The sequence below is a fragment of the Janibacter melonis genome (assembly GCF_003721155.3).
In the GTDB taxonomy this organism is placed as follows: Bacteria; Actinomycetota; Actinomycetes; order Actinomycetales; family Dermatophilaceae; genus Marihabitans; species Marihabitans melonis.
Genome location: NZ_CP044548.2, coordinates 847,670 through 869,617, shown reverse-complemented (window position 1 = coordinate 869,617; position 21,948 = coordinate 847,670). Strand labels below are relative to the sequence as shown.

Here is a 21,948-nt window from a genome sequence, read left to right as displayed (position 1 = left end):
TCACTCCTCCAGCTCGTCGAGGGACAGGTTAAGCGCGAGCACGTCGACGGCGGGGTCGCCGAGATATCCGAGGTCCCGGCCGCGCGTGTGCTCGGTGACGAGGCGTCGTACCTCGGCCTGCGGCAGACCGCGCTCGCGCGCCACGCGTGGCACCTGGATCTGCGCGTACCGCGGGCTGATGTGCGGGTCGAGGCCCGAGGCGGACGCGGTGACGGCGTCGGCCGGGACGGCCGAGGGTGACACTCCTTCGCGCTCGGCGACCTCCGCACGCCGCTCGCGGATCGCCGCGACGAGACCGGGGTCCTCCGGGCCGAGGTTGGAGCCGCCGGAGGCTCTCCCGTCGTAGCCGTCGCCGGCGGCCGACGGCCGCGACTGGAAGTACCGGGGCAGGGCGACCCCCTTCGCGTCGGTGAAGGGCTGGCCGAGCAGGGAGGAGCCGACGACACGGCCGTCGCGGTCGTGCACGAGCGAGCCGTCGGCGCGGCCGGGCACGACGAGCTGGGCGGCCGCGGTGACGGCGCCGGTGTAGCCCAGGCCGAGGACGAGGGTGAGCAGGAGCAGGGCGCGGGTCGCGACCCACAGGGTGCGGGCGGTGCCGCGGGCGAGGAGGGGCATGAGGGGTTCCTTGGGTCTCAGAAGCCGGGCAGGAGGCGGACGAGGTGGTCGATCAGCCAGATGCCGGCGAAGGGGGTGATGACCCCGCCGATCCCGTAGACGGCGAGGTTGCGGCCGAGGACCTCGGCCGCGGGACGCGGTCGGTAGCGCACCCCGCGCAGGGCGAGGGGTACGAGCGCGACGATGACGACGGCGTTGAAGATCACCGCGGAGAGCACGGCGGAGGCGGGGGAGTGCAGGTGCAGGACGTCGAGCGCCTGGAGGCCGGGGAAGACCCCGGCGAACATCGCCGGGATGATCGCGAAGTACTTCGCGAGGTCGTTGGCGATCGAGAAGGTCGTCAGGGCGCCGCGGGTGAGGAGCAGCTGCTTGCCGATGGCGACGATCTCGATGAGCTTCGTCGGGTCGGAGTCGAGGTCGACCATGTTGCCGGCCTCCTTGGCCGCCGACGTGCCCGACGCCATGGCCACGCCGACGTCGGCCTGCGCGAGCGCGGGCGCGTCGTTCGTGCCGTCCCCTGTCATCGCGACGAGCTGGCCGCCCTCCTGCTCGCGGCGGATGTAGGCGAGCTTGTCCTCGGGCGTGGCCTCGGCGAGCACGTCGTCGACGCCCGCCTCGGCCGCGATCGCGGCGGCGGTGAGGGGGTTGTCGCCGGTGATCATCACCGTGCGGATGCCCATCGCCCGCAGCTCGGCGAAGCGCTCGACGAGGCCGTCCTTGACGACGTCCTTGAGGTGCACCACGCCGAGGACGCGGCCTGCCCCCTGGGGCGCGAGGGTCGCGACGACGAGGGGCGTCCCGCCCGAGCCCGAGATGCGCTCGACGTGGGCGTCGAGCTCGGCCCGTGCCGGCCCGACCGGGGCGGAGCCGGCCGCGTCGAGCCAGGCGAGGACCGCGCTCGCCGCGCCCTTGCGCACCTGGGTGCCGTCGGGCAGGTCCAGCCCCGACATGCGGGTCTGCGCGGTGAAGGGGACGACCTCGCCGCCGGGCACGAGGGCGGGGTCGGCCCCGTCCTCGCGGGCGAGGTCGAGGATCGACGCGCCCTCGGGGGTCGGGTCGCCACCGGAGGAGAGCACCGCGGCCTCGACGAGCGCTCCGGGCGCCACGCCGTCGAGCGCGACGAAGGCGCTCGCGCGGCGGTTGCCGTAGGTGATGGTGCCGGTCTTGTCCAGGAGCAGGGTCGTCACGTCGCCCGCCGCCTCGACGGCCCGCCCGCTCATCGCGAGGACCCCGCGCTGGACGAGCCGGTCCATGCCGGCGATGCCGATCGCCGACAGCAGCCCGCCGATGGTCGTCGGGATGAGGCAGACGAGCAGGGCGACGAGGACGGCGACGCTGGCCGGCTCGGCGACGAGGGAGGCGACGGGGTTGAGCGTCAGCACGACGACGACGAAGACGATCGACAGCGAGGCGAGGAGGATGTTCAGCGCGATCTCGTTCGGCGTGCGCTGACGTGAGGAGCCCTCGACGAGCGCGATCATCCGGTCGACGAAGGTCTCGCCCGGGCGCGAGGTGATCTGCACGACGACCCGGTCGGACAGCACGCGCGTGCCCCCGGTCACCGCGGACCGGTCGCCGCCGGACTCGCGCACGACCGGCGCCGACTCGCCGGTGATCGCCGACTCGTCGACGCTGGCGATGCCGTGGATGACGTCGCCATCACCGGGCACGAGCTCGCCGGCGCTCACGACGACGACGTCGCCGACGGTGAGGTCGGCGGAGGACACCTCGCGGGTGGCGGTGCGCTCGGCCCCGGGGTCGGCCGGGTCGTAGCCGGTGACGAGGTGGGCCGTCGTGCTCGTGCGGGTGGCCCGCAGCGAGTCCGCCTGGGCCTTGCCGCGGCCCTCCGCGACCGACTCGGCGAGCCCGGCGAAGAGCACGGTGAGCCACAGCCACAGGGCGACGAGTGCCGCGAAGGACCCGGGCATCGCCGAGCCGCCGGAGCTGGCCGGTCCGCCGGTGAGCGGCTCGACGACCGCGGTGAGGGTCGTCAGGGCGGCACCGACCCATACGACGAGGATGACCGGCGTGTGCCACAGCGTCCGCGGGTCGAGCCGGCGCACCGCGCCGGGCAGGGCGGCGCGCAGCTGGGCCGGGGTGAGGGTGCGCCGAGGGGCGGGCCGTGCCGCGGGGGCGGCCGGGGCGGGGGTGCGGGTCGTGGTGGACATCAGAGCAGCCCTTCTGCGAGGGGCCCGAGGGTGAGGACGGGGAAGAAGACGAGGGCGGTGACGAGCACGGCCGTGCCGACGAGCAGTCCGACGAAGAGCGGCCGGTGCGTCGGCAGGGTGCCCGCGGTCGCCGGGACGGGGCGCTGCGCGCCGAGGGAGCCGGAGAGGGCGAGGACGAGGACGACCGGCACGAAGCGGCCGAGCAGCATCGCGACGCCGAGGGCGCCGGTGAGCCACGGCGTGCTCGCCGTGAGCCCGGCGAAGGCGGAGCCGTTGTTGTTCGCCGCCGAGGCGAAGGCGTAGACGAGCTCGGAGAGCCCGTGCGGGCCGCTGTTGGCCATCGAGGCGGTGACGCTCTCGCGCGCGTCGGGGATGGCCAGGCTGAGGGCGAGACCGCCGAGGACGAGCACCGGCATGACGAGGATGTACAGGCTCGCCAGGGTCATCTCGCGCGGCCCGATCTTCTTGCCGAGGTACTCCGGCGTGCGCCCGACGAGAAGACCCGCGACGAAGACGGCGATGACGGCGACGACGAGCATCCCGTACAGCCCCGAGCCGACGCCGCCCGGTGCGATCTCGCCGAGGAGCATGTTGACCATCGGCACCATGCCGCCGAGCGCGGTGTAGCTGTCGTGCATCGAGCTCACCGCACCCGTCGAGGTGAGCGTCGTCGAGCCCGCGTAGAGGACCGACTGGGCGAGCCCGAAGCGCACCTCCTTGCCCTCCATCGGGGCGCCGGCCAGCTGCGGAGCGGCGCCGCGACCGCTCAGCTCGAGGTAGCCCAGGGCGCAGGTCGAGACGACGAAGAGGGTGGCCATCGCGGCGAGGATCGCGCGCCCCTGGCGCACGTCCCCGACCATCCGGCCGAATGCGCGCGGCAGCGAGAAGGGGATGAGCAGGATCATGAGGACCTGCACCATCGAGACCCATCCGCTGGGGTTCTCGAAGGGGTGGGCCGAGTTCGCGTTGTAGTACCCGCCGCCGTTGGTGCCGAGCAGCTTGATCGCCTCCTGCGAGGCGACCGGGCCGCCGGGGACCGACTGCGTGCCCCCGACCAGCGTCGTCACGTCGGTGAAGCCCGCGAGGTTCTGCACCACCCCGCCGGCGACGAGGACGAGGGCCCCGACGACGGCCAGCGGGAGCAGCACCCGCAGGCAGGAGCGCACGAGGTCGACCCAGAAGTTGCCGACGGTGCTCGCCCGATCGCCGGCCAGGCCGCGCACGAGCGCGACCGCGACGGCGATGCCCGTGGCGGCGGAGACGAAGTTCTGCACGACGAGGCCGAGCAGCTGGACCGTCGGCGAGAGCGTCTCGCCCGAGTAGGCCTGCCAGTTCGTGTTCGTCACGAAGGAGATCGCCGTGTTCCACGCCACGGCGGGGTCGAGGGTGGTCGCCCCCTCCGAGAGCGGCAGCCACTGCTGCGAGCGCAGCAGCAGGTGCAGGCCGAGGACGCCGACGAGCGAGAAGGCGAGGACGGCCCGCAGGTAGGCCTGCCAGGTCTGCCCCTGCCGGGGGTCGACGCCGAGGACCCGGTAGACCGCCCGCTCGACGCGCCAGTCGTGCTCGCTCGTGTACGTGCGGGCGAGGTGGTCGCCGACGGGGCGGTGGAGGAGGCCGAGGACGACGACGAGGGTCGCGACGGAGGCGAGGAGGAGCCAGCCCTGCATCAGAAGCGCTCCGGTGCGAGCAGGGCGAGCAGGAGGTAGCCGAGCGCGGCGACCCCGAGCACGACGGCGAGCAGCTCGACGACGATCACAGCCGCTCCACCGCCCGGGCGAGCAGGCCCACGAGGGCGAAGAGGGCGACCGCGGCCGCCAGGTAGATGAGGTCGAGCACCGTGAGGACTCCGATGGCGAAGGGAGACCGCTCGCCGGGGGGCGGGCGGGCGCCGGTCGGGCGCACCTGCGATGCAACGCCTGCCGGTCGCCCCCGCGCGCCCGTCCTCACGACATCCATACGGCCCAGGGCGGTGGACCCCGGGCGGTGCTCACGGCCTGCTCACACCACCGGCGTCAGCCCGCGGACGCCGCCCGACCCATCCGCTCGACCGCCTCGACGAGGATCTCTGGCGAGGTGGCGAGGTTGAGCCGCACATGGTCGGCGCTGTCCTGCCCGAAGTCGCGGCCACGGTTGAGCGCCACCCGGCCCTGCTCGAGGAAGACGCGCGAGGGGTCGGGCCAGCCGAGCGCCGAGCAGTCGAGCCACGCGAGGTAGGTCGCCTCCATCGGGCGCCACGTCACCTGCGGGAGGTGCTGCGCGAGCAGGTCGCCGAGCAGCGCGCGGTTGGCGTCGAGGTCGTCGACGAGCGCGGCGAGCCAGTCCTGGCCGTCGTCGAGGGCGGCGACGTGGGCGAGGACGGCGACGTGGCTGGCCTGGTAGCCGGCGGAGGCCGGCAGCCGGCGCAGGACGTCGCGCACGTCCTCGCCAGCGACGAGGACGGCCGCCTTGTACCCGGCGAGGTTCCACCCCTTCGCCGCCGAGGTGACGACGAGGGCCCGGGAGCCGCCCGGCACCGCGAGGACGGAGGTGAAGCCGGCGCCCGGCAGCACGAGGGGCGCGTGGATCTCGTCGCTCACGACGTGGCCGTCGTGCTCGGCGGCGAGGGCGAGGAGGGCCTCGAGCTCGGCGGGGGAGTGCACGACGCCCGTCGGGTTGTGGGGGTTCGACAGGAGCACGCTCGAGCCGGGCCCGCCCTCGACGAGCGCGGCGCGCACCGTCTCGAGGTCGAGCCGGCCGTCCGCGTCGAGCGGCGCCTCGACGCGGCGGGCGCCGACGTCGCCGACGACGCTGTGGAAGGGCGGGTAGACCGGGGTGGTGATGACGACCGCGGCGCCGGGCGCGGTGACCGCGCGCAGCGCGTGCGCCACACCGGTCATGACGTCGGCGACGAGCTGCGACGCGCCCGGGTCGACGGCGACCCCGAAGGAGCGGTCGTACCACCGCGCCACCGCCTCGGGGTAGGCCGGGCCCCACGGGTAGCCGTGGTCGCCGGTCTCGGCGACCCGGGCGAGCGCCCGCACGACCGCGGGTGCCGGCATGACGTCCATCTCGGCGACCCACAGCGGCAGCACGTCGGGGTCGTAGGCGCGCCACTTGGCCGAGGTCCGGGCGCGCAGGGTGCGAAGGGGGACGTCGAGGACGGATCGGGCCATGCCTGCACTGTGCCAGCCGGGGCACCGCCTACCCTGGCCAGGTGACGACGGATCCCAGCCCGAGCGCCGCCACTCGCGGCAGCGACGTCTGGACCCTCCCCAACGCCCTGTCGGCGATGCGGCTCGTCGGCGTCCCGATCTTCTTGTGGGCGATCCTCACCCGGCACGACGGCATCGCCCTGGCGACGCTCATGCTGTCGGGGATCACCGACTACCTCGACGGCAAGATCGCGCGGCACTTCGACCTGACGTCTCGCCTCGGCGCCGTCCTCGACCCCGTGGCCGACCGGCTCTACATCTTCACGACGGTGCTCGGCCTGGCCTACCGCGACATCATCCCGTGGTGGCTCGTCGCGATCCTCGTCGGCCGCGACCTCGTCCTCACCCTCGCCGTCATCGGCGTGCGCGACGAGGCCGCCCGCGGCCTGCCGGTGCACTTCGTCGGCAAGGCGGCGACCTTCAACCTCCTCTACGCCTTCCCGCTGCTGCTGCTCGCGGTCGGCGACGGCACGCTCGCGCAGCTCGCCCGGCCGGTCGGCTGGGCCTTCGCGTGGTGGGGCGTCGGCCTCTACCTCGTCTCCGCGGCCGTCTACCTCCTCGAGGTCTGGACGCTCGCGTCGAGGAGGTCCCGTGCCGCCTAGGACCCCCCGCGCCCCGCGCACGCCGCCGCCGGGCCCCGAGGGCTCGCGCCGCCCGGACGCCTCGATGACGCTCATCACCTCGATGCTCGAGCGCCCGCTCGACCCCGGGTACCAGGCCGCGGCGGACGCGCGCGCTGCCGAGGGGCTCCCGCCGAGCACCGGCTGGCGCACCCCGGTCCTCGTCGTCTACCTGCTCATCATCGGTCTCGTCGTCGGCATCGCCGCCGCCGACCTGCGCTCGCGCGAGACGACGCGCACGCAGACCCGCGCCGAGCTCGTCGAGCGCATCCAGGCCCGCCAGGAGGTCGTCGACGAGCGCACCCGCACGGCCCGCGCGCTGCAGGCCGAGGTCGACGCCGCGACCACCTCCGTCGACCCCGACCTCGTCCAGCAGCGCACCGCCCAGGTCGAGCGGCTGCGGGTCGCCGACGGCGGCGTCGCGGTGACCGGCCCCGGGCTGCGCGTCGTCGTCGACGACGCCGAGGGGACCGGCGCGGACGGCGACGGCGACGCGCGCTCGCAGACCTCCGACGACGGTCGGGTGCAGAGCCGCGACCTCCAGGTCCTCGTCAACGCGCTGTGGGCCTCGGGCGCCGAGGCCGTCGCGGTCAACGGGCAGCGCCTCACGAGCCGCTCGGCGATCCGCTTCGCCGGCGACGCGATCCTCGTCAACTTCCGCCCGCTGACCCGGCCGTACACGATCGAGGCCGTCGGCGACCCCCAGGCGATGCAGTCCCGCTTCGCGGCCGGCCCCGGGGGGGCCTACCTCACCGGTCTGCAGCAGAACTTCGGCATCGCCACGAGCAGCGGCACCGTCGACTCGATGACCCTGCCGAGCGTGGTGTCGACGACGCTGCGCAACGCCCGGCCCGCCACCGGCGGGCAGTCCACGAAGGAGACCCCATGATCCCCGCCCTCGGGCTCGTCGCCGGGCTGGTCATCGGGCTGGTGCTGCAGCCCGACGTCCCCCTCGGCCTGCAGCCCTACCTGCCCATCGCCGTCATCGCGGCGCTCGACGCCGTCTTCGGCGCGGTGCGCGCGACCCTCGACGGCATCTTCAACGACAAGGTCTTCGTCGTCTCTTTCCTCTCCAACGTCGTCGTCGCGGCCTTCATCGTCTTCCTCGGCGACCAGCTCGGGGTCGGCTCCCAGCTCTCCACCGGTGTCGTCGTCGTCCTCGGCGTGCGGATCTTCTCCAACGTCGCCTCGATCCGCCGGCACCTCTTCAGCGCATGAGCGAGCGTCCCGGAGACGTCGAGCCCGACGAGCCGCAGGAGCCCGCCGTGGAGGAGGCACCCGTGGAGGAGGCCGCCGCGCAGAAGGCCGCCGAGCCGCAGGAGCAGACCCGAAGCCCGTGGCGTCGCGTCTACCTCATGGCGCGGCCCCGGCCGACCCGGGCCAACCTCTTCGCGCTGCTGCTCGCCGCACTGCTCGGCTTCGCCATCGCCACCCAGGTCAGCGAGACCCAGGAGCAGGGGCTCGAGGACCTGCGCCAGGACGAGCTCGTGCGGATCCTCGACGACGTCTCGCAGAACGGCGAGCGTCTCGACACCGAGATCGCCGAGCTCGAGTCCAGCCGTGACCAGCTGCGCAGCGAAGGGGGGTCCGTCGAGGCCGTCCGCAGCGCCCAGGAGCGGCTCGACGCCCTGGGCATCCTCGCCGGCACCGTCCCCGCGACCGGCCCGGGCGTCACCGTGACGCTCGACGGCGACGGTGACGCGATCTCGGCGACGGTCCTGCTCGACGCGATGCAGGAGCTGCGCGACGCGGGCGCCGAGGCGATGCAGGTCGACGACGTGCGGCTCGTCGCGGGCAGCTACTTCACCGACGCCGACGGCTCGATCCAGGCCGACGGGCAGACCCTGACCCGCCCGTACACCTTCACCGTCATCGGCGACGCGCAGACGCTCAGCTCGGCGATGGAGATCCCGGGCGGCATCACCGAGTCGGTGCGCGGGCGCGGGGGGCAGGTCACCGTCACCGAGCAGGACGAGGTGTCCGTCGACGCGTTGCACCGCGTCTCGAGCCCTCGTTACGCTCGCCCCGTCCCCGAGCCCTCGGCCTCCCGGTAGGGTCACGGCACGAGCGGCCCGCCGCGTCAGCGCCACCGGACGACGACCAGCCCCGCACACGAGCACGCCCCACCACGAGCACCGAGGAGAGCCATGAGCGAGTACCCCGACGACCTGCGCTACACCACCGACCACGAGTGGGTGCGCGAGACCGCCGAGGGCGTGCGCATCGGCATCACCGGCTACGCCCAGGAGGCCCTCGGCGACGTCGTCTTCGTCAGCCTGCCGACGGTCGGCGACGAGGTGAGCAAGGGCGACTCGTGCGGCGAGGTCGAGTCCACGAAGTCGGTCTCCGACCTCTACGCCCCGCTCACGGGCACCGTGACCGCCGTCAACGAGGCGCTCGAGGGCACCCCCGAGCTCGTCAACTCCGACCCCTACGGCGACGGGTGGATGTACGAGATCACCCTCGGCGACGGCGCCGACACCAGCGAGCTCATGGACGCCGAGGCGTACCAGCAGCAGCTCGGCTGAGCCCCGCACCCCCTTCGCCCGGGCGACCGACCGCACCCGCGGTCGGTCGTCTAGGCTGACCCCACGCAACGAGCAGCCAAGGAGGACTCTCGATGACCGGCTCCGACGAGCAGGTGCCCCAGCACCGTCAGGACCCCGTCACCCAGCAGTTCACGGGTGTCGACGCGGTCGCGCCCGAGGCGCACGACCAGGTCGACCACCTGCTGAGCCGCGAGGAGCAGGCGACGGTCGAGGCGCTGCGCGCCGGCACGGCGCTGCTCATCGTGCTGCGCGGCCCCAACACGGGGGCCCGCTTCCTCCTCGACGACGCCGAGGTCACCTCCGGCCGTGGTCCGAGCAGCGACATCTTCCTCGACGATGTCACCGTCTCGCGCAAGCACGCGGTCTTCAGCCGCGGCGAGCAGGGCTTCTCGGTGCGCGACGTCGGCTCGCTCAACGGCACGTACGTCAACCGCGAGCGGATCGACGACGCGCTGCTGCGCACGGGTGACGAGGTCCAGATCGGCAAGTTCCGGCTCGTCTTCTACGCCGGCACCGCGTAGGTGACGTCCGGCCGCACCGTCGGGATCGGGGCGGTCCTCGCGGCGCTGGGCGAGACCTTCCCCGACATCTCGATCTCGAAGATCCGCTACCTCGAGGCGCAGGGGCTCATCACCCCCCAGCGCACGCCGAAGGGCTCGCGCCGCTACAGCGACGCCGACGTCGAGCGGCTGCGCTTCGTCCTCACCGCGCAGCGCGACCGCTTCTGGCCCCTCAAGGTGATCCGTGAGCACCTCGACGCGCTCGACCGTGGCCTCGTCGTCGACGAGGCCACCGGGCAGGCCCGGGCCGCGGCGCCGCCGGCGGGGGAGCGCACCGACCCCGACGTCCTCGCGCCGCGCGCCCCCCTTCGCCTCACGGCGTCCGAGCTCGCCGAGGCGGCCGGCATCGACGGGCCGACGCTGCGCGACCTCGTGAGCTACGGCCTCGTGCGCCCGGCCGGGGAGCACCACGGCCAGGACGACCTCGACGTCGCGCGCGCCGCCGCCGTCCTCGTCGCCGCGGGCATCGAGGTACGTCACCTGCGCCCCTTCCGCACCGCCGCCGAGCGCGAGGTCGGCCTCGTCGAGCACGTGCGCGCCCAGCGCTCGGTGCATGGGCGCGGTCCGGTCGAGCCCGACCCCGGCGCGCAGGCGCGGACCGTCGCGGCCGCGTGCCTCGACCTGCACACGGCGCTCGTCCGCGCTCAGCTGCAGCACCTCGACGACTGATCGAGGTCACCCCGTCGCCCACCCCGCGCGGTCACAGGTCGGCGGACTACGGTGGTCTCGTGATTGCACTCGATGTCCTCGGCGTCAGGGTCGAGATGCCGACCTCCCAGCCCATCGTCCTGCTCCGCGAGCGCGACGGGTCGCGCTACCTGCCGATCTGGATCGGCGCCGCCGAGGCGACGTCGATCGCCTATGCGCAGGAGGGCGTCGAGCCCCCGCGCCCGCTGACCCACGACCTGCTCGTCGACGTCGTCGAGGCGGTCGGGCGCCGGATCACCTCCGTCGAGATCGTCACCCTCGACGAGGGGGTCTTCTACGCCAACCTCGTCCTCGACGACGGCACTCGGGTCGACTCGCGCTCCTCCGACGCGATCGCCGTCGCGCTGCGCTGCGGCGCCGACGTCCTGGCGACCGAGGAGCTCGTCGCCCAGGCCGGGGTCGAGTCCTCGGAGGAGGAGGACGAGGTCGAGCGCTTCAAGGAGTTCCTCGAGGACATCAGCCCCGAGGACTTCGAGACGCCCGCCGGCGAGGGCGAGGGCGACGGGGGAGCCGACGCCGGGCCTGGCGCCGGTCCCGAGCCCGGGCGCTGAGGCCCGCGGCGGTCATCGCCGACACCGTTTCGTGACCGACACGCCCGGGTGCGGGGACGGCTCGGTCGTTGACCCCCTCCCGGGCCCGCCGTACCGTGGACGAGTCGCACCACAGCGGTGTGATTCCCTCGGCGGGCCCGCAGGGGCCCGTCACGCGCAGGAGGCACGGTGGACACCACGTCCCAGGACGACAAGCCGCAGCCCTCCGTGCGCGCGCAGGGCGTCCTCTTCGACGACGACCTGCCGGACCTCAGCGAGGACATCGGCTACCGCGGCCCGGCGGCGTGCAAGGCCGCCGGCATCACCTACCGCCAGCTCGACTACTGGGCCCGCACCGGGCTCGTCGAGCCCTCCGTGCGCGGGGCGCACGGCTCGGGCAGCCAGCGGCTCTACGGCTTCCGCGACATCCTCGTGCTCAAGGTCGTCAAGCGCCTGCTCGACACCGGTGTCTCGCTCCAGCAGATCCGGGTCGCCATCCAGCACCTGCGCGAGCGCGGGGTCGAGGACCTCGCTCAGATCACCCTCATGAGCGACGGGGCGAGCGTGTACGAGTGCACCTCCGCCGACGAGGTCATCGACCTCGTCCAGGGCGGTCAGGGCGTCTTCGGCATCGCCGTCGGCCGGGTGTGGCGCGAGGTCGAGGGCTCGCTCATGGAGCTGCCCTCCGAGCGCTACGACGACGAGACCGGCGAGCTCGCCGAGGTCGCCGGTGACGAGCTCGGCGCGCGCCGCCGCGCGAAGCTCGCCTGACCGCTCGCCCGTGACCCGGGCCGGGTGCCCGCCCGTCCGCGGGGGATCTCCTGCCTCGTCGCACCGCTGGTAGTCTGCGAGGCGCTGCTCACCCCGCGGGGGAGAGTCCCCGTCCACGTCGACGGGGCGCCGAAGGGGCAAACTCCCCGGAACCTCTCAGGCGCCAGGACCCCGCGGATCAGGCACCTCTGGAAGCGCCGTTGCGCGTGACAGATGGGGAGGCTGACCTGCCGTGCCTGACCACCGAGGGAGCCTTCGATGAGCGCACCGTCCCTGCCCGATTTCGCCGCCCGTCACATCGGACCGCGTGAGAGCGACGTCGCGGAGATGCTCTCCGTCGTCGGTCGCCCGAGTCTCGACGCCCTGTGCGACGCCGCCGTGCCGGGGGCCATCCGGATGACCGGTGCCCTCGACGTCGAGGCCGCGACGAGCGAGCTCGCCGTCCTCGAGGAGCTGCGCGAGCTCGCCGGGCGCAACCAGGTCCTCACCTCGATGATCGGCCTGGGCTACTACGGCACGATCACCCCGCCGGTCATCCAGCGCAACGTCCTCGAGAGCCCGGCCTGGTACACGGCGTACACCCCCTACCAGCCCGAGATCTCGCAGGGTCGGCTCGAGGCGCTGCTCAACTTCCAGACGATGGTGAGCGACCTCACCGCCCTCAGCGTCTCCGGCGCGTCGTTGCTCGACGAGGCCACGGCGGCCGCCGAGGCGATGACGCTCATGCGTCGCACGAGCAAGGCTCCCGACGGGGCCGTCGTCGTCCTCGACGAGGCGCTCTTCCCCCAGACCCGCGCGGTCATCGAGACCCGCGCCCGGCCGCTCGGGATCGCCGTCGCCGTCGCCGACCTCACCCAGGTGAGCACCGCGCAGGAGCTGCGTGCCGCCGCGGGTGACCGCGACGTCTTCGGCGTCGTCGTCCAGTACCCCGCGGCCGACGGCCTCATCCACGACTGGAGCGCCCTGGCCACGGCCGCGCACGACGCCGGCGCCCTCGTCACCGCTGCCGCCGACCTGCTCGCCCTCACCCTGCTCACGCCTCCGGGGGAGTGGGGCGCCGATGTCGCCGTCGGCACCACGCAGCGCTTCGGCGTCCCCATGGCCTTCGGCGGCCCGCACGCCGGCTACATGGCGGTGCGCACCGGTCTCGAGCGCTCGCTGCCGGGTCGCCTCGTCGGCGTCTCCGTCGACTCCGCCGGCGCCCAGGCCTACCGCCTCGCCCTGCAGACCCGCGAGCAGCACATCCGCCGCGACCGCGCGACGAGCAACATCTGCACCGCGCAGGTCCTCCTCGCCGTCATGGCCTCGATGTACGCCGTCTACCACGGCCCCGACGGGCTGCGCCGGATCGCCGGACGTGTCCACGCGACCGCCCGTGATCTCGCCGAGCAGCTCGCCGCGCGCGGTGCCGAGGTCGCGGAGGGTCACTGGTTCGACACCCTGCGCGTCAGCGTGCCGGGTCGCGCCGACGACGTCGTCGCCGCCGCCGTCGAGGCCGGGGTCAACATCTGGCGTCACGACGCCGACACCGTCCTCGTGAGCGTCGACGAGACGACCGACCCGGGCGAGGTCGCCGCCGTCGCGTCCGCCTTCGGGCAGGGCTCGACCGACGGCCAGGAGGGTGTCGTCGACAGCTCGACGACCGCGCCGGCCGAGCCGAGCTGGCCCGAGGCGCTCGTGCGCACGAGCGAGTACCTCACCCACCCGGTCTTCCACGCCCACCGCAGCGAGACCGCGATGCTGCGCTACCTGCGCCGGCTCAGCGACCGCGACTTCGCGCTCGACCGCGGCATGATCCCGCTCGGCTCGTGCACGATGAAGCTCAACGCGACGACCGAGATGGCCGCGATCACCTGGCCCGAGTTCGCCGGGCTTCACCCCTTCGCCCCGGACGACCAGACCGAGGGCATCCGTGACCTCGTCGCCCAGCTGAGCGACTGGCTGTGCGAGATCACCGGCTACGACGCCGTCTCGCTGCAGCCCAACGCCGGCTCGCAGGGCGAGCTCGCCGGTCTGCTCGCCATCCGCGGGTACCACGACGCGCGCGGTGACCACGAGCGCACGATCTGCCTCATCCCCTCGAGCGCGCACGGCACGAACGCCGCCTCCGCGGTCATGGCGGGCATGAAGGTCGTCGTCGTCAAGACCGACAGCATCACCGGCAACGTCGACATGGACGACCTCAAGCACAAGATCGTCGAGCACGAGGAGCGTCTCGCCGCGATCATGGTCACCTACCCCTCGACTCACGGGGTGTACGAGGACACGATCAGCGACCTGTGCGCGATGGTCCACGACGCGGGTGGTCAGGTCTACGTCGACGGCGCGAATCTCAACGCGCTCGTCGGGCTGGCCCAGCCGGGCCGTTTCGGCGCCGACGTCAGCCACCTCAACCTCCACAAGACCTTCTGCATCCCTCACGGCGGCGGCGGTCCCGGTGTCGGCCCGGTGTCGGTGCGCGAGCACCTCGCCCCGCACCTGCCCAACCACCCGCTCGCTCCGGCGGCGGGCCCCGAGTCGGGTGTCGGCCCGGTGAGCGCCGCGCCGTACGGCTCGGCGGGCATCCTGCCGATCTCGTGGGCGTACGTGCGGCTCATGGGCGGTGCGGGTCTGGCCCGGGCCACCCAGGTCGCCGTGCTCAACGCCAACTACGTCGCCGCGCGGCTGCGCGACCACTACCCGGTGCTCTACTCCGGGCACGACGGGATCGTCGCGCACGAGTGCATCCTCGACCTGCGCCAGCTGACGAAGGACACCGGTGTCAGCGTCGACGACGTCGCCAAGCGGCTCATCGACTACGGCTTCCACGCCCCGACGATGTCCTTCCCCGTCGCCGGAACGCTCATGGTCGAGCCGACCGAGAGCGAGGACAAGGGCGAGATCGACCGCTTCTGCGACGCGATGATCGCCATCCGCCGCGAGATCGACGAGGCGGTCGCCGGTGACGGCGTCGAGTCCAGCGTGCTGCGCCACGCCCCGCACACGTCCGCGACGCTCGTCGGCGAATGGGACCGCTCCTACGACCGCGCCTCCGCCGTCTTCCCGGGCGACGTCGAGTCGGCCGACAAGTACTGGCCCCCGGTCGGTCGCATCGACGGCGCCTACGGCGACCGCAACCTCGTGTGCTCCTGCCCCTCGCCCGAGGAGCTCGCCGCCCTCTAGCCCCCCGCCCACCTCCCCCTTCCCCTCACCTGCCCCTTCGCCCCACCCGCCCCGAGTTTCTCGGGTCACCCGATAAACCCCGGCTTCGCATGAGTAAGAAACTCGTGCGGAGCCGGGGTTTGTCGTGCTGAGTGGCCGTCGTGAGACTCCGGGGCTCGACGAACGGGGAGACCAGGGCGAAGGGGGCAGCAGGCGCGCTCAGTGGCGCGTTCGGCTCGTCCTGGGTCGAGACGGGCGAAGGGGGAAGCCGCGCGACCGGGAGGGCGGTCGCCCACCCTCCGGCTGCTCCAGTCACCGGCCCCTCGTGCAGCGGTCGACGACGCGCAGGTCAGGCCGCGTCGGCGTCCTCGACGACGGAGACGCTCGACCCGTCGACCCGGCGGGTGACGGTGAGCTGGGTGGGGATGCGGTGGCGCATGTCCGCGACGTGCGAGATGACACCGACGGCCCGGCCCCCGGCGCGCAGCTCGTCGAGGACGGCCATGACCTCCTCGAGCGCGTCGTCGTCGAGCGAGCCGAAGCCCTCGTCGACGAAGAGCGTCTCGAGCTCGCTGCCACCGGACTCCTCGCGCACGGCGTCCGCGGTGCCGAGCGCCAGGGCGAGGGACACCATGAAGGTCTCGCCCCCGGACAGGGTCGTCGCCGCGCGCGTCTCGCCGCTCCACCGGTCGTGGACGAGGAGACCGAGGCCGCCGCGCCGACGGCGGTCGCCGCCACGCCCGTGGTCGACGGCGAGCTCGTAGCGGCCGGTGACCATCGCGTCGAGGCGTTCGTTGGCGATGAAGACGATGCGCTCGAGGCGGGCGGCCAGGACGTACGTCGTCAGCGAGACGCCGTCGGGGTTGTGCGGGCCGCGACCGGAGGTCAGGTCGGCGACGCTCGTCACGAGGTCGCGCCGGGAGGCCAGGTCGCCCGATGTCTGCGCGAGGGCGCGCGCACGTCGGGCTGCGGAGCGCAGCGCGCCGACCACCTGGGAGAGCTCGGCGGTGCGATGCGTCGCCTCGGTCCACCGGGACCGGGCGTGCTGGGCCTGCTCGTCGACGGCCTCGACGTCGGGCCGGGCAGAGGCGAGGGCAGCCACGACTTCGGGCTCGTCGAGGACGGCGCGGGCCGCGGCGAGACGGGAGGCGTAGGAGGCGACGGCCCGCTCGAGCCCCGCCACCTGCTCCGCCTGGAGGAGATGGCTGTGAGCCTCGTCGACGTCCGTCAGGCCCTCGGCCTCGAGCGCTCTCGCGAGCTCCGCGGCCGCGCTGTCGTGACGCCCCGTCGCGGCGTCGTGCGCGTCGAGTGCCGACAGCAGGCGCTCGCCCGCCCGCAGGTGGCGCTCGTGCTCCTGCGCGACCTGGACGGCCGCGCGGACCGTGGTCTCGACCCGGTGGACGAGCAGGTCGTCCAGGACGAGGTCACCGGCTCGCTCGGCGGCGGCGTCCACCCCGCTCGAGGAGCCCGCCGGCGACACCGCACCGCACGGGCACCCCGCGGCATGGGCCGCGAGCGAGGAGACGACGTCGTCGTGAGAGGCGACGAGGGCGGCCAGTCCGGTGTCATGACGGGTGGTCGCGGCGGTGAGGGCCTGCACGAGACGGTCCTCCTCGCCCGCGAGACGCTCCAGGCGCGTGACGAGGCCGGTGACGGCACGGCCCAGCCGCTCGGCCTCGCGGGCATGCTCGGAGCACGCCCGGGCGGCCGCCTCGGTCTGCTCGAGATCGACGGCGATCTTGTCGGCCTCGCGCACCTCCTCACCGAGCGTGGCGACGAGTGCCGCGACCTCGACCTCGACCTCGGTCTGGCGTCCCTGCGCCTCGGCGAGGGCGTCGGCGGCCAGCGTGCTCGCGGTGAGCGCGCGCTCGACGGCGACCGGCTCGACGAGCTCTCCGGTCGCGGCCGGGGCGGGGTGGGCCGTCGAGCCGCAGACGGCGCACGGCGCGTCCTCGACGAGCGCGGCGGCGAGCTCGCCCGCCATGCCGTCGAGCCGGGCCTGGAAGAGGTCGAGGTAGCGCTGCCGGGCGTCCTGCGCCCGGTCGCGCGCGTCGCGGACCACGTCCGCCGCGGCAGGCAGCGCACGCCCCCGCACGTCGTCGAGGCGCCGCCGCACGTCGAGCGCGCGACGCAGCCGAGCCGCCCGGGTGGTGATGGTCTCGAGCTCGGCGGCAGCCGCAGCGGCCGCGTCCCGGGACTGCTGGGCCGCCTCGAGCTCGGCGTGCAGCGCGTCTCGTGCCGGGGCGACCGCCGCCAGGTCGGCGGCAGCACGCTCCCGCTCGTCGACCAGCCCCGGCTGACGGTCCAGCCGTCCGACGAGCGACCGGGCCTCGTGCTGGGCGCTCGCGACGTCGGCCGAGGCGCCGGCGACGTCAGCGACCCAGCGCTCGAGATCGTCGCGGGCCGCCGGGGCGAGCGGTGGAAGCGCCGCGCGTGCGGTGCTGGTCTGCTCGTGCGCCCGGCGCAGGTCTTCCTGAGCCCGGGTCAGCGCCGGGAGGGCCCCGAGAGCGCGACGGGCCGCCGCGGAGCGCGCGAGCGACCGGGACGCGGCGTCGTGCTCGTCGGCGCGGGCGAGCAGCTCGTCGCGGGCCACGACGGCCTGGGTGCCGCGGTCGTGGCTGGCGGCCTGCTGGTGGGCTAGCCGGGCCTGGTGCTCGTGCTGGCGCAGCGCGGCCTCGGCGAGCTCGACCGCCGCCGCGGACTCGGTGTGCTCGCTCTCGGCGGCCTGCTGCGTGCGAGCGAGGAGGTCGGCGAGCCCCGCGGCGTCGAGCTGCGAGAGCGTCCCGTCGGCGGTCGCGGCGCCGGTGGGCTCGGGGTAGTCGGCCCCGGCCCCCACGGCCGGCTCGTCGCCGCCACCGGGCCCGCTCGCGAGCAGGGGGACGGCCTCCTCGCGCAGCCGGTCGAGGTCGCGAGCCGCGTCGCGGTCGACCTGCTCGACGCGGCGCCGCTCCTCGAGGAGCCAGTCCTGCACCCCGGCGTAGGTCTCGACGTCGAAGAGCCGCCGCAGCAGGTCGCCGCGGTCGTCGCTGCTCGCGTGGAGGAAGGAGGCGAAGTCGCCCTGGGGGAGCACGACGACGCGGTGGAACTGCTCGCGGGTCATCCCGAGCGCGTCCTCCATGACGCGGCCGGCCTCGTCGAGGCGCTGCGTGAGCGTCGTCCACCGCCCGCCGAGGTGCTCGTCGAGGACGATCGCGGCCTGGACCGGCGTCTTGCGGCCCGGCCGCTCGAAGGCGGGCCGCCGGGTGATCCGCAGCCGTCGCCCGGAGAGGGTGACCTCGAGGAGCACCTCGGGCGGGGTGCTCGGGTCGGCGTGCTGGCTGTGCAGGGCCTTCGCCCCGCGCACCCCCGGCAGCTGACCGAAGAGCGCGAACGAGATGGCGTCGAGCAGGCTCGTCTTGCCCGACCCGGTCGGCCCGGTGATGAGGAAGAGCCCGGTCTGGCCGAGCGCGTCGAAGTCGACGACCTGCCGCGAGGCGAAGGGGCCGAAGGCCTCGACCTCGAGACGGTGCAGCCTCACGCGACGCCCCGCTCACGGGTCGTCGCGCTGCCCTCGTCGTCGTGCGCCCGCTGCACGGCCTCGACGGCCTCGCGCAGGAGCGCGCGCTCGTCGTCGCCGACGGTGCCGCCGGGGCGCACGTCCGCGACGAAGTCGGTGCACACCTCGACCGCGGCTCGCCCGGCCACCTGGCTGGGGCGCCGGTGCTCGCGCACGACGCCGCCGCGGGGGTCGAGCACGAGCGAGAGGGTGTGCGGGAAGCGGGTGCGCAGCTGCTCCATCGCCCGGCGCGGGGCCAGGGTGTCGGTGAGGGTGGCCTGCACCCAGGCGTCCCGCGCGTCCTCGAGCGCCGGGTCTGCGAGGAGGTCCTCGAGGTCGCCGCGCAGGGTGGCCAGGCGTCGGGTCACCGGGGCCGCGACCCGCTCGACGTGCGTCGTGCCGGTCCCGTCGACCTCGACGAGCAGCGAGCACTTCGTGTGCCCCGCCTCGGAGAAGGACATGGCGACGGGAGACCCGCTGTACCAGGCCCGCTCGCCGACCTGCTGCGCCCCGTGGAGGTGGCCGAGGGCGACGTAGGAGACCCCGTCGAAGACCGAGGTCGGCACGGCCGAGACACCGCCGCAGGCGATGTCTCGCTCGGAGTCGCTGCTCGCCCCGCCCACGGCGAAGCAGTGCGCGGCGACGACGGTGCGCGGTCCTCGGGTCGCCGCGTCCGCGCGCACCCGGTCCATCGCGGCGGAGATGACGGAGGCGTGGCTGCGGGTGCTCACCTCGAGGGCGTCGGTGACGCTCACCGATGCGGGGTCGAGGTAGGGCAGCGCGTAGATCGCGCCGTCGCCGACGAGCACCGGCCGGGCGAGGTCGTCGACGCTCGTGCGGATGTGGACCCCGGCGTGCTCGAGCAGCCCGGACCCGAAGCCCAGCCGGCGCGCCGAGTCGTGGTTGCCGGGGGAGAGGACCACCTGGGTCCCCACCGCCTGCAGCCGGTGGAGCACGTCGGAGAGCAGCTCGACCGCGTCGGGGGCGGGGATGGCCCGGTCGTAGACGTCGCCGGCGACGACGACCGCGTCGACGCTCTCGGAGCGGGCCGTCTCGACGAGGTGGTCGAGGTAGGCGGCCTGCGCGTCGAGCAGCCGGACGCCGTGGAAGGCGCGTCCGAGGTGCCAGTCGGAGGTGTGGATCAGCCGCATGGCACGACCGTACGAGCCCGCGCCGACAACGCCCCGGACCTCGTGGGGCGTGCCGCCGCCGACCTGGCACGAGCGGCCCCGACCGACCCCCGCGCTCGCCCGTCGTGGCGCGGGTCTGACGTCTAGCCTGGGCACCCAGGTCGCGACCGCGGCGGACCGACCCCAGGAGGCCGGAGTGGGCAAGGAAGTATCGGCGCAGAGCTACTCGCGAGAGGAGCGTCAGCGCTACCGGGAGAAGGTCCACCAGGACCTCGACGTCTTCGAGCGGATGCTCGCGCAGTCGAGCTTCGAGGCCGAGCGGCCCCTGACCGGGCTCGAGATCGAGCTCAACCTCCTCGACGAGGCGGCCGATCCCGCCTTCGCCAACGCCGAGGTCCTCGCCGCCATCGACGACCCCGGCTACCAGACCGAGCTCGCGCAGTACAACATCGAGCTCAACGTCGCCCCCCGCCCGCTGCCCGGCGACGCCGCCCTCGCCCTCGAGCAGGACCTGCGCGCCTCTCTCGACGCCGCCGACGAGCGCGCGCGGGCGGTCGGCGCGCGCATCGTGCCCATCGGGATCCTGCCGACGATCCGCCCGGAGCACTTCCAGGGCGAGTGGATCAGCCGCAACAACCGCTACACCGCGCTCAACGACTCGATCTTCGAGGCGCGCGGCGAGGACATCGTCATCGACATCGAGGGGCCGACGGGGGAGCGGCTGGAGACCTTCGCCGACTCCATCGCACCCGAGTCGGCGTGCACCTCGGTCCAGCTGCACCTCCAGGTGAGCCCCTCCGACTTCGCCGACCACTGGAACGCCGCCCAGGCGGTGAGCGCCCCCCAGGTCGCGCTCGCCGCGAACTCGCCCTTCTTCTTCGGCCGCCGGCTGCACGCGGAGACCCGCATCGAGCTCTTCGCGCAGGCCACGGACACGCGCCCCATCGAGCTGAAGAACCAGGGCGTGCGCCCGCGCGTCTTCTTCGGCGAGCGGTGGATCACCTCGATCTTCGACCTCTTCGAGGAGAACGTGCGCTACTTCCCCGCGCTGCTCGCGGAGTCGACCGACGAGGACCCCGTGGCCGTCCTCGAGGAGCACGGCACCCCCGCCCTCACCGAGCTCAACCTCCACAACGGCACCGTCTACCGGTGGAACCGCCCGATCTACGACATCGCCGACGGCAAGCCCCACGTGCGGGTCGAGAACCGCGTCCTGCCCGCGGGCCCGACGATCGTCGACGTCATGGCCAACGCCGCCTTCTACTACGGGCTCGTGCGCACGCTGGCCACCGAGGAGCGTCCCGTGTGGACCCGGCTGTCCTTCGCGGCGGCGCGGGCCAACTTCGAGGCCGCGGCGCGCGGCGGCATGGACGCCCGACTGTACTGGCCGGGCCAGGGGGAGGTCGGGGTCGACGAGCTCACCCTGCGGCACCTGCTGCCGGTCGCGGCCCGTGGGCTCGAGGACTGGGGCGTCTCACCGGCGGTGAGCGACCGCTACCTCTCCGTCATCGAGGGACGCTGCACGACGGGCCAGAACGGCGCCGTGTGGCAGACCGAGGCGGTCCGCCGGCTCGAGGAGCGCGGGGCCGACCGGGCGAGCGCCCTGTCGCAGATGCTCGAGCTGTACGTCGAGCACATGCACACCAACGAGCCGGTGCACACCTGGCCGCTGCCGTAGCGGCCCCGCCGCTGGTGGTGAGACCCACGACCGGCGAAGGGGGCGAAGGGGTGCCGGGCGAAGGGGGTCAGACGAGGGCGTCGAGACCGGTGGCGGGCACGTTCCACGCGACGACCGACGCGTCCTCGCGGTAGCGGCCGAGCAGGCTGAGCGAGCCGGGGGAGAGCTCGAGCTGGGCGGCCAGGCGGGGCGAGTGCCCGAGCCAGACCGCGGTGAGGATGCGCAGGGCGTGCCCGTGCCCGACGAGGCAGACGTCGGCCGGGGCCGCGTGCTCGCCCTCGAGCACCGGCCGCACCCGGGCGAGGACGCGCGAGGCGCGCGCGGCGACCTCCTCGACGGTCTCGCCGGGGGTCTGCCCCGGCGGCACGCCGTCGAAGACGGTCCACCGACCCCCTTCGTCCTCTCGGACCTGCTCGGTCGTGCGGCCCTCGGCCCCGCCGTAGTCCCACTCGCGCAGGTCCGGGTCGACCTCGGGCGTGAGCCCCGCGAGCTCGGCCGTGCGCAGCGCCCGCCCGAGGTCGGAGGACAGGACGAGAGCGAGGTCGAGGCGGGCGAGGTACGGACGCAGGGAAGCCGCGTCGGCCTCGCCCTCGGGCAGCAGCGGCAGGTCGGTGAGCCCGGTGTGGCGCCCGTCGCGGCTCCACTGCGTCTGGCCGTGACGGACGAGGATGAGGCGGCCGTGGCCGTGGGAGGTCATGACGCCACCGTAGGACGATCCCAGCCCTGGTCACCGGGTGGCGCGGGCGACCCGC

Annotated in this window: 20 protein-coding genes and 1 riboswitch; of the genes, 11 read left to right on the top strand and 9 right to left on the bottom strand. The window is 74.1% G+C overall.

Features of this window, described 5'->3' with window-relative positions; all coding sequences use genetic code 11:
• The 6 genes from kdpC to EEW87_RS04115 form a co-directional block, all read right to left on the bottom strand.
• Nucleotides 1-615, bottom strand: a complete 615-nt coding sequence (gene kdpC / locus EEW87_RS04140) for a potassium-transporting ATPase subunit KdpC (RefSeq protein ID WP_123091806.1) — start codon at nt 613-615, stop codon at nt 1-3.
• A gap of 17 nt (nt 616-632) precedes the next feature.
• Nucleotides 633-2,783, bottom strand: coding sequence for a potassium-transporting ATPase subunit KdpB (gene kdpB, locus EEW87_RS04135; protein ID WP_123091805.1), 2,151 nt, complete (start codon nt 2,781-2,783; stop codon nt 633-635).
• Complete coding sequence (gene kdpA, locus EEW87_RS04130) at nt 2,783-4,450, bottom strand: potassium-transporting ATPase subunit KdpA (protein WP_123091804.1); 1,668 nt, start codon at nt 4,448-4,450, stop codon at nt 2,783-2,785. The genes kdpB and kdpA overlap by 1 nt, the downstream gene beginning before the upstream one ends.
• The gene (locus tag EEW87_RS04125; protein WP_068275687.1) at nt 4,450-4,539 is read right to left on the bottom strand and encodes a potassium-transporting ATPase subunit F; all 90 of its coding nucleotides are present in this window, start codon (nt 4,537-4,539) and stop codon (nt 4,450-4,452) included. Before EEW87_RS04125 ends, kdpA begins: the two co-directional genes overlap by 1 nt.
• A complete protein-coding gene (locus EEW87_RS04120) occupies nt 4,536-4,685 on the bottom strand; it encodes a hypothetical protein (protein WP_163562372.1) in 150 nt (49 codons plus the stop codon). Before EEW87_RS04120 ends, EEW87_RS04125 begins: the two co-directional genes overlap by 4 nt.
• Nucleotides 4,686-4,795: 110 nt before the next feature.
• Nucleotides 4,796-5,935, bottom strand: coding sequence for a MalY/PatB family protein (locus EEW87_RS04115; protein WP_123091803.1), 1,140 nt, complete (start codon nt 5,933-5,935; stop codon nt 4,796-4,798).
• Between the two features lie 41 nt (nt 5,936-5,976).
• Here EEW87_RS04115 and EEW87_RS04110 point away from each other — a divergent pair, with 41 nt between their 5' ends.
• The 10 genes from EEW87_RS04110 to gcvP all read left to right on the top strand — a co-directional run bounded on the left by EEW87_RS04110 (nt 5,977) and on the right by gcvP (nt 14,874).
• Nucleotides 5,977-6,576 (top strand): CDP-alcohol phosphatidyltransferase family protein, encoded by a 600-nt coding sequence (locus EEW87_RS04110; protein ID WP_240341649.1) that lies wholly within the window; start codon nt 5,977-5,979, stop codon nt 6,574-6,576.
• Nucleotides 6,566-7,483: a DUF881 domain-containing protein gene (locus EEW87_RS04105; protein WP_240341648.1), complete on the top strand. Its 918-nt coding sequence runs from the start codon at nt 6,566-6,568 to the stop codon at nt 7,481-7,483. The genes EEW87_RS04110 and EEW87_RS04105 overlap by 11 nt, the downstream gene beginning before the upstream one ends.
• Nucleotides 7,480-7,812 carry a small basic family protein gene (locus tag EEW87_RS04100; protein WP_068275698.1) on the top strand — a complete coding sequence of 111 codons (333 nt, stop codon included), beginning with the start codon at nt 7,480-7,482 and terminating at the stop codon, nt 7,810-7,812. Before EEW87_RS04105 ends, EEW87_RS04100 begins: the two co-directional genes overlap by 4 nt.
• Nucleotides 7,809-8,648, top strand: coding sequence for a DUF881 domain-containing protein (locus EEW87_RS04095; RefSeq protein WP_083968839.1), 840 nt, complete (start codon nt 7,809-7,811; stop codon nt 8,646-8,648). The genes EEW87_RS04100 and EEW87_RS04095 overlap by 4 nt, the downstream gene beginning before the upstream one ends.
• A gap of 93 nt (nt 8,649-8,741) precedes the next feature.
• Nucleotides 8,742-9,122 (top strand): glycine cleavage system protein GcvH, encoded by a 381-nt coding sequence (gcvH, locus tag EEW87_RS04090; RefSeq protein ID WP_068275701.1) that lies wholly within the window; start codon nt 8,742-8,744, stop codon nt 9,120-9,122.
• Nucleotides 9,123-9,214: 92 nt separating this feature from the next.
• Nucleotides 9,215-9,664: an FHA domain-containing protein gene (locus EEW87_RS04085; RefSeq protein ID WP_068275705.1), complete on the top strand. Its 450-nt coding sequence runs from the start codon at nt 9,215-9,217 to the stop codon at nt 9,662-9,664.
• Complete coding sequence (gene ftsR / locus EEW87_RS04080) at nt 9,665-10,372, top strand: transcriptional regulator FtsR (RefSeq protein ID WP_123091801.1); 708 nt, start codon at nt 9,665-9,667, stop codon at nt 10,370-10,372. It abuts the gene before it with no gap.
• A gap of 59 nt (nt 10,373-10,431) precedes the next feature.
• The gene (locus EEW87_RS04075) at nt 10,432-10,962 is read left to right on the top strand and encodes a bifunctional nuclease family protein (protein WP_083968841.1); all 531 of its coding nucleotides are present in this window, start codon (nt 10,432-10,434) and stop codon (nt 10,960-10,962) included.
• Between the two features lie 168 nt (nt 10,963-11,130).
• On the top strand, nt 11,131-11,712 hold the full coding sequence (locus EEW87_RS04070) for a MerR family transcriptional regulator (protein WP_123091800.1): 582 nt from the start codon (nt 11,131-11,133) through the stop codon (nt 11,710-11,712).
• A gap of 88 nt (nt 11,713-11,800) precedes the next feature.
• Nucleotides 11,801-11,894, top strand: a riboswitch (glycine riboswitch).
• A 76-nt stretch (nt 11,895-11,970) separates the two neighbouring features.
• On the top strand, nt 11,971-14,874 hold the full coding sequence (gene gcvP, locus EEW87_RS04065; RefSeq protein WP_123091799.1) for an aminomethyl-transferring glycine dehydrogenase: 2,904 nt from the start codon (nt 11,971-11,973) through the stop codon (nt 14,872-14,874).
• 328 nt (nt 14,875-15,202) lie between these two features.
• Here the strand turns inward: gcvP and EEW87_RS04060 are convergent, their stop codons facing one another.
• Complete coding sequence (locus EEW87_RS04060; protein ID WP_123091798.1) at nt 15,203-18,370, bottom strand: AAA family ATPase; 3,168 nt, start codon at nt 18,368-18,370, stop codon at nt 15,203-15,205.
• Nucleotides 18,367-19,539: an exonuclease SbcCD subunit D gene (locus EEW87_RS04055; protein ID WP_123091797.1), complete on the bottom strand. Its 1,173-nt coding sequence runs from the start codon at nt 19,537-19,539 to the stop codon at nt 18,367-18,369. Before EEW87_RS04055 ends, EEW87_RS04060 begins: the two co-directional genes overlap by 4 nt.
• A gap of 175 nt (nt 19,540-19,714) precedes the next feature.
• On the opposite strand from EEW87_RS04055, the gene EEW87_RS04050 reads away from it, so the two are divergent.
• On the top strand, nt 19,715-21,196 hold the full coding sequence (locus tag EEW87_RS04050) for a glutamate-cysteine ligase family protein (RefSeq protein WP_123091796.1): 1,482 nt from the start codon (nt 19,715-19,717) through the stop codon (nt 21,194-21,196).
• Nucleotides 21,197-21,263: 67 nt separating this feature from the next.
• On the opposite strand, the gene EEW87_RS04045 is transcribed toward EEW87_RS04050, so the two are convergent.
• Entirely contained in the window at nt 21,264-21,893 is a 630-nt protein-coding gene (locus EEW87_RS04045) for a histidine phosphatase family protein (RefSeq protein ID WP_123091795.1), read from the bottom strand.
• Nucleotides 21,894-21,948: the final 55 nt, after the last annotated feature.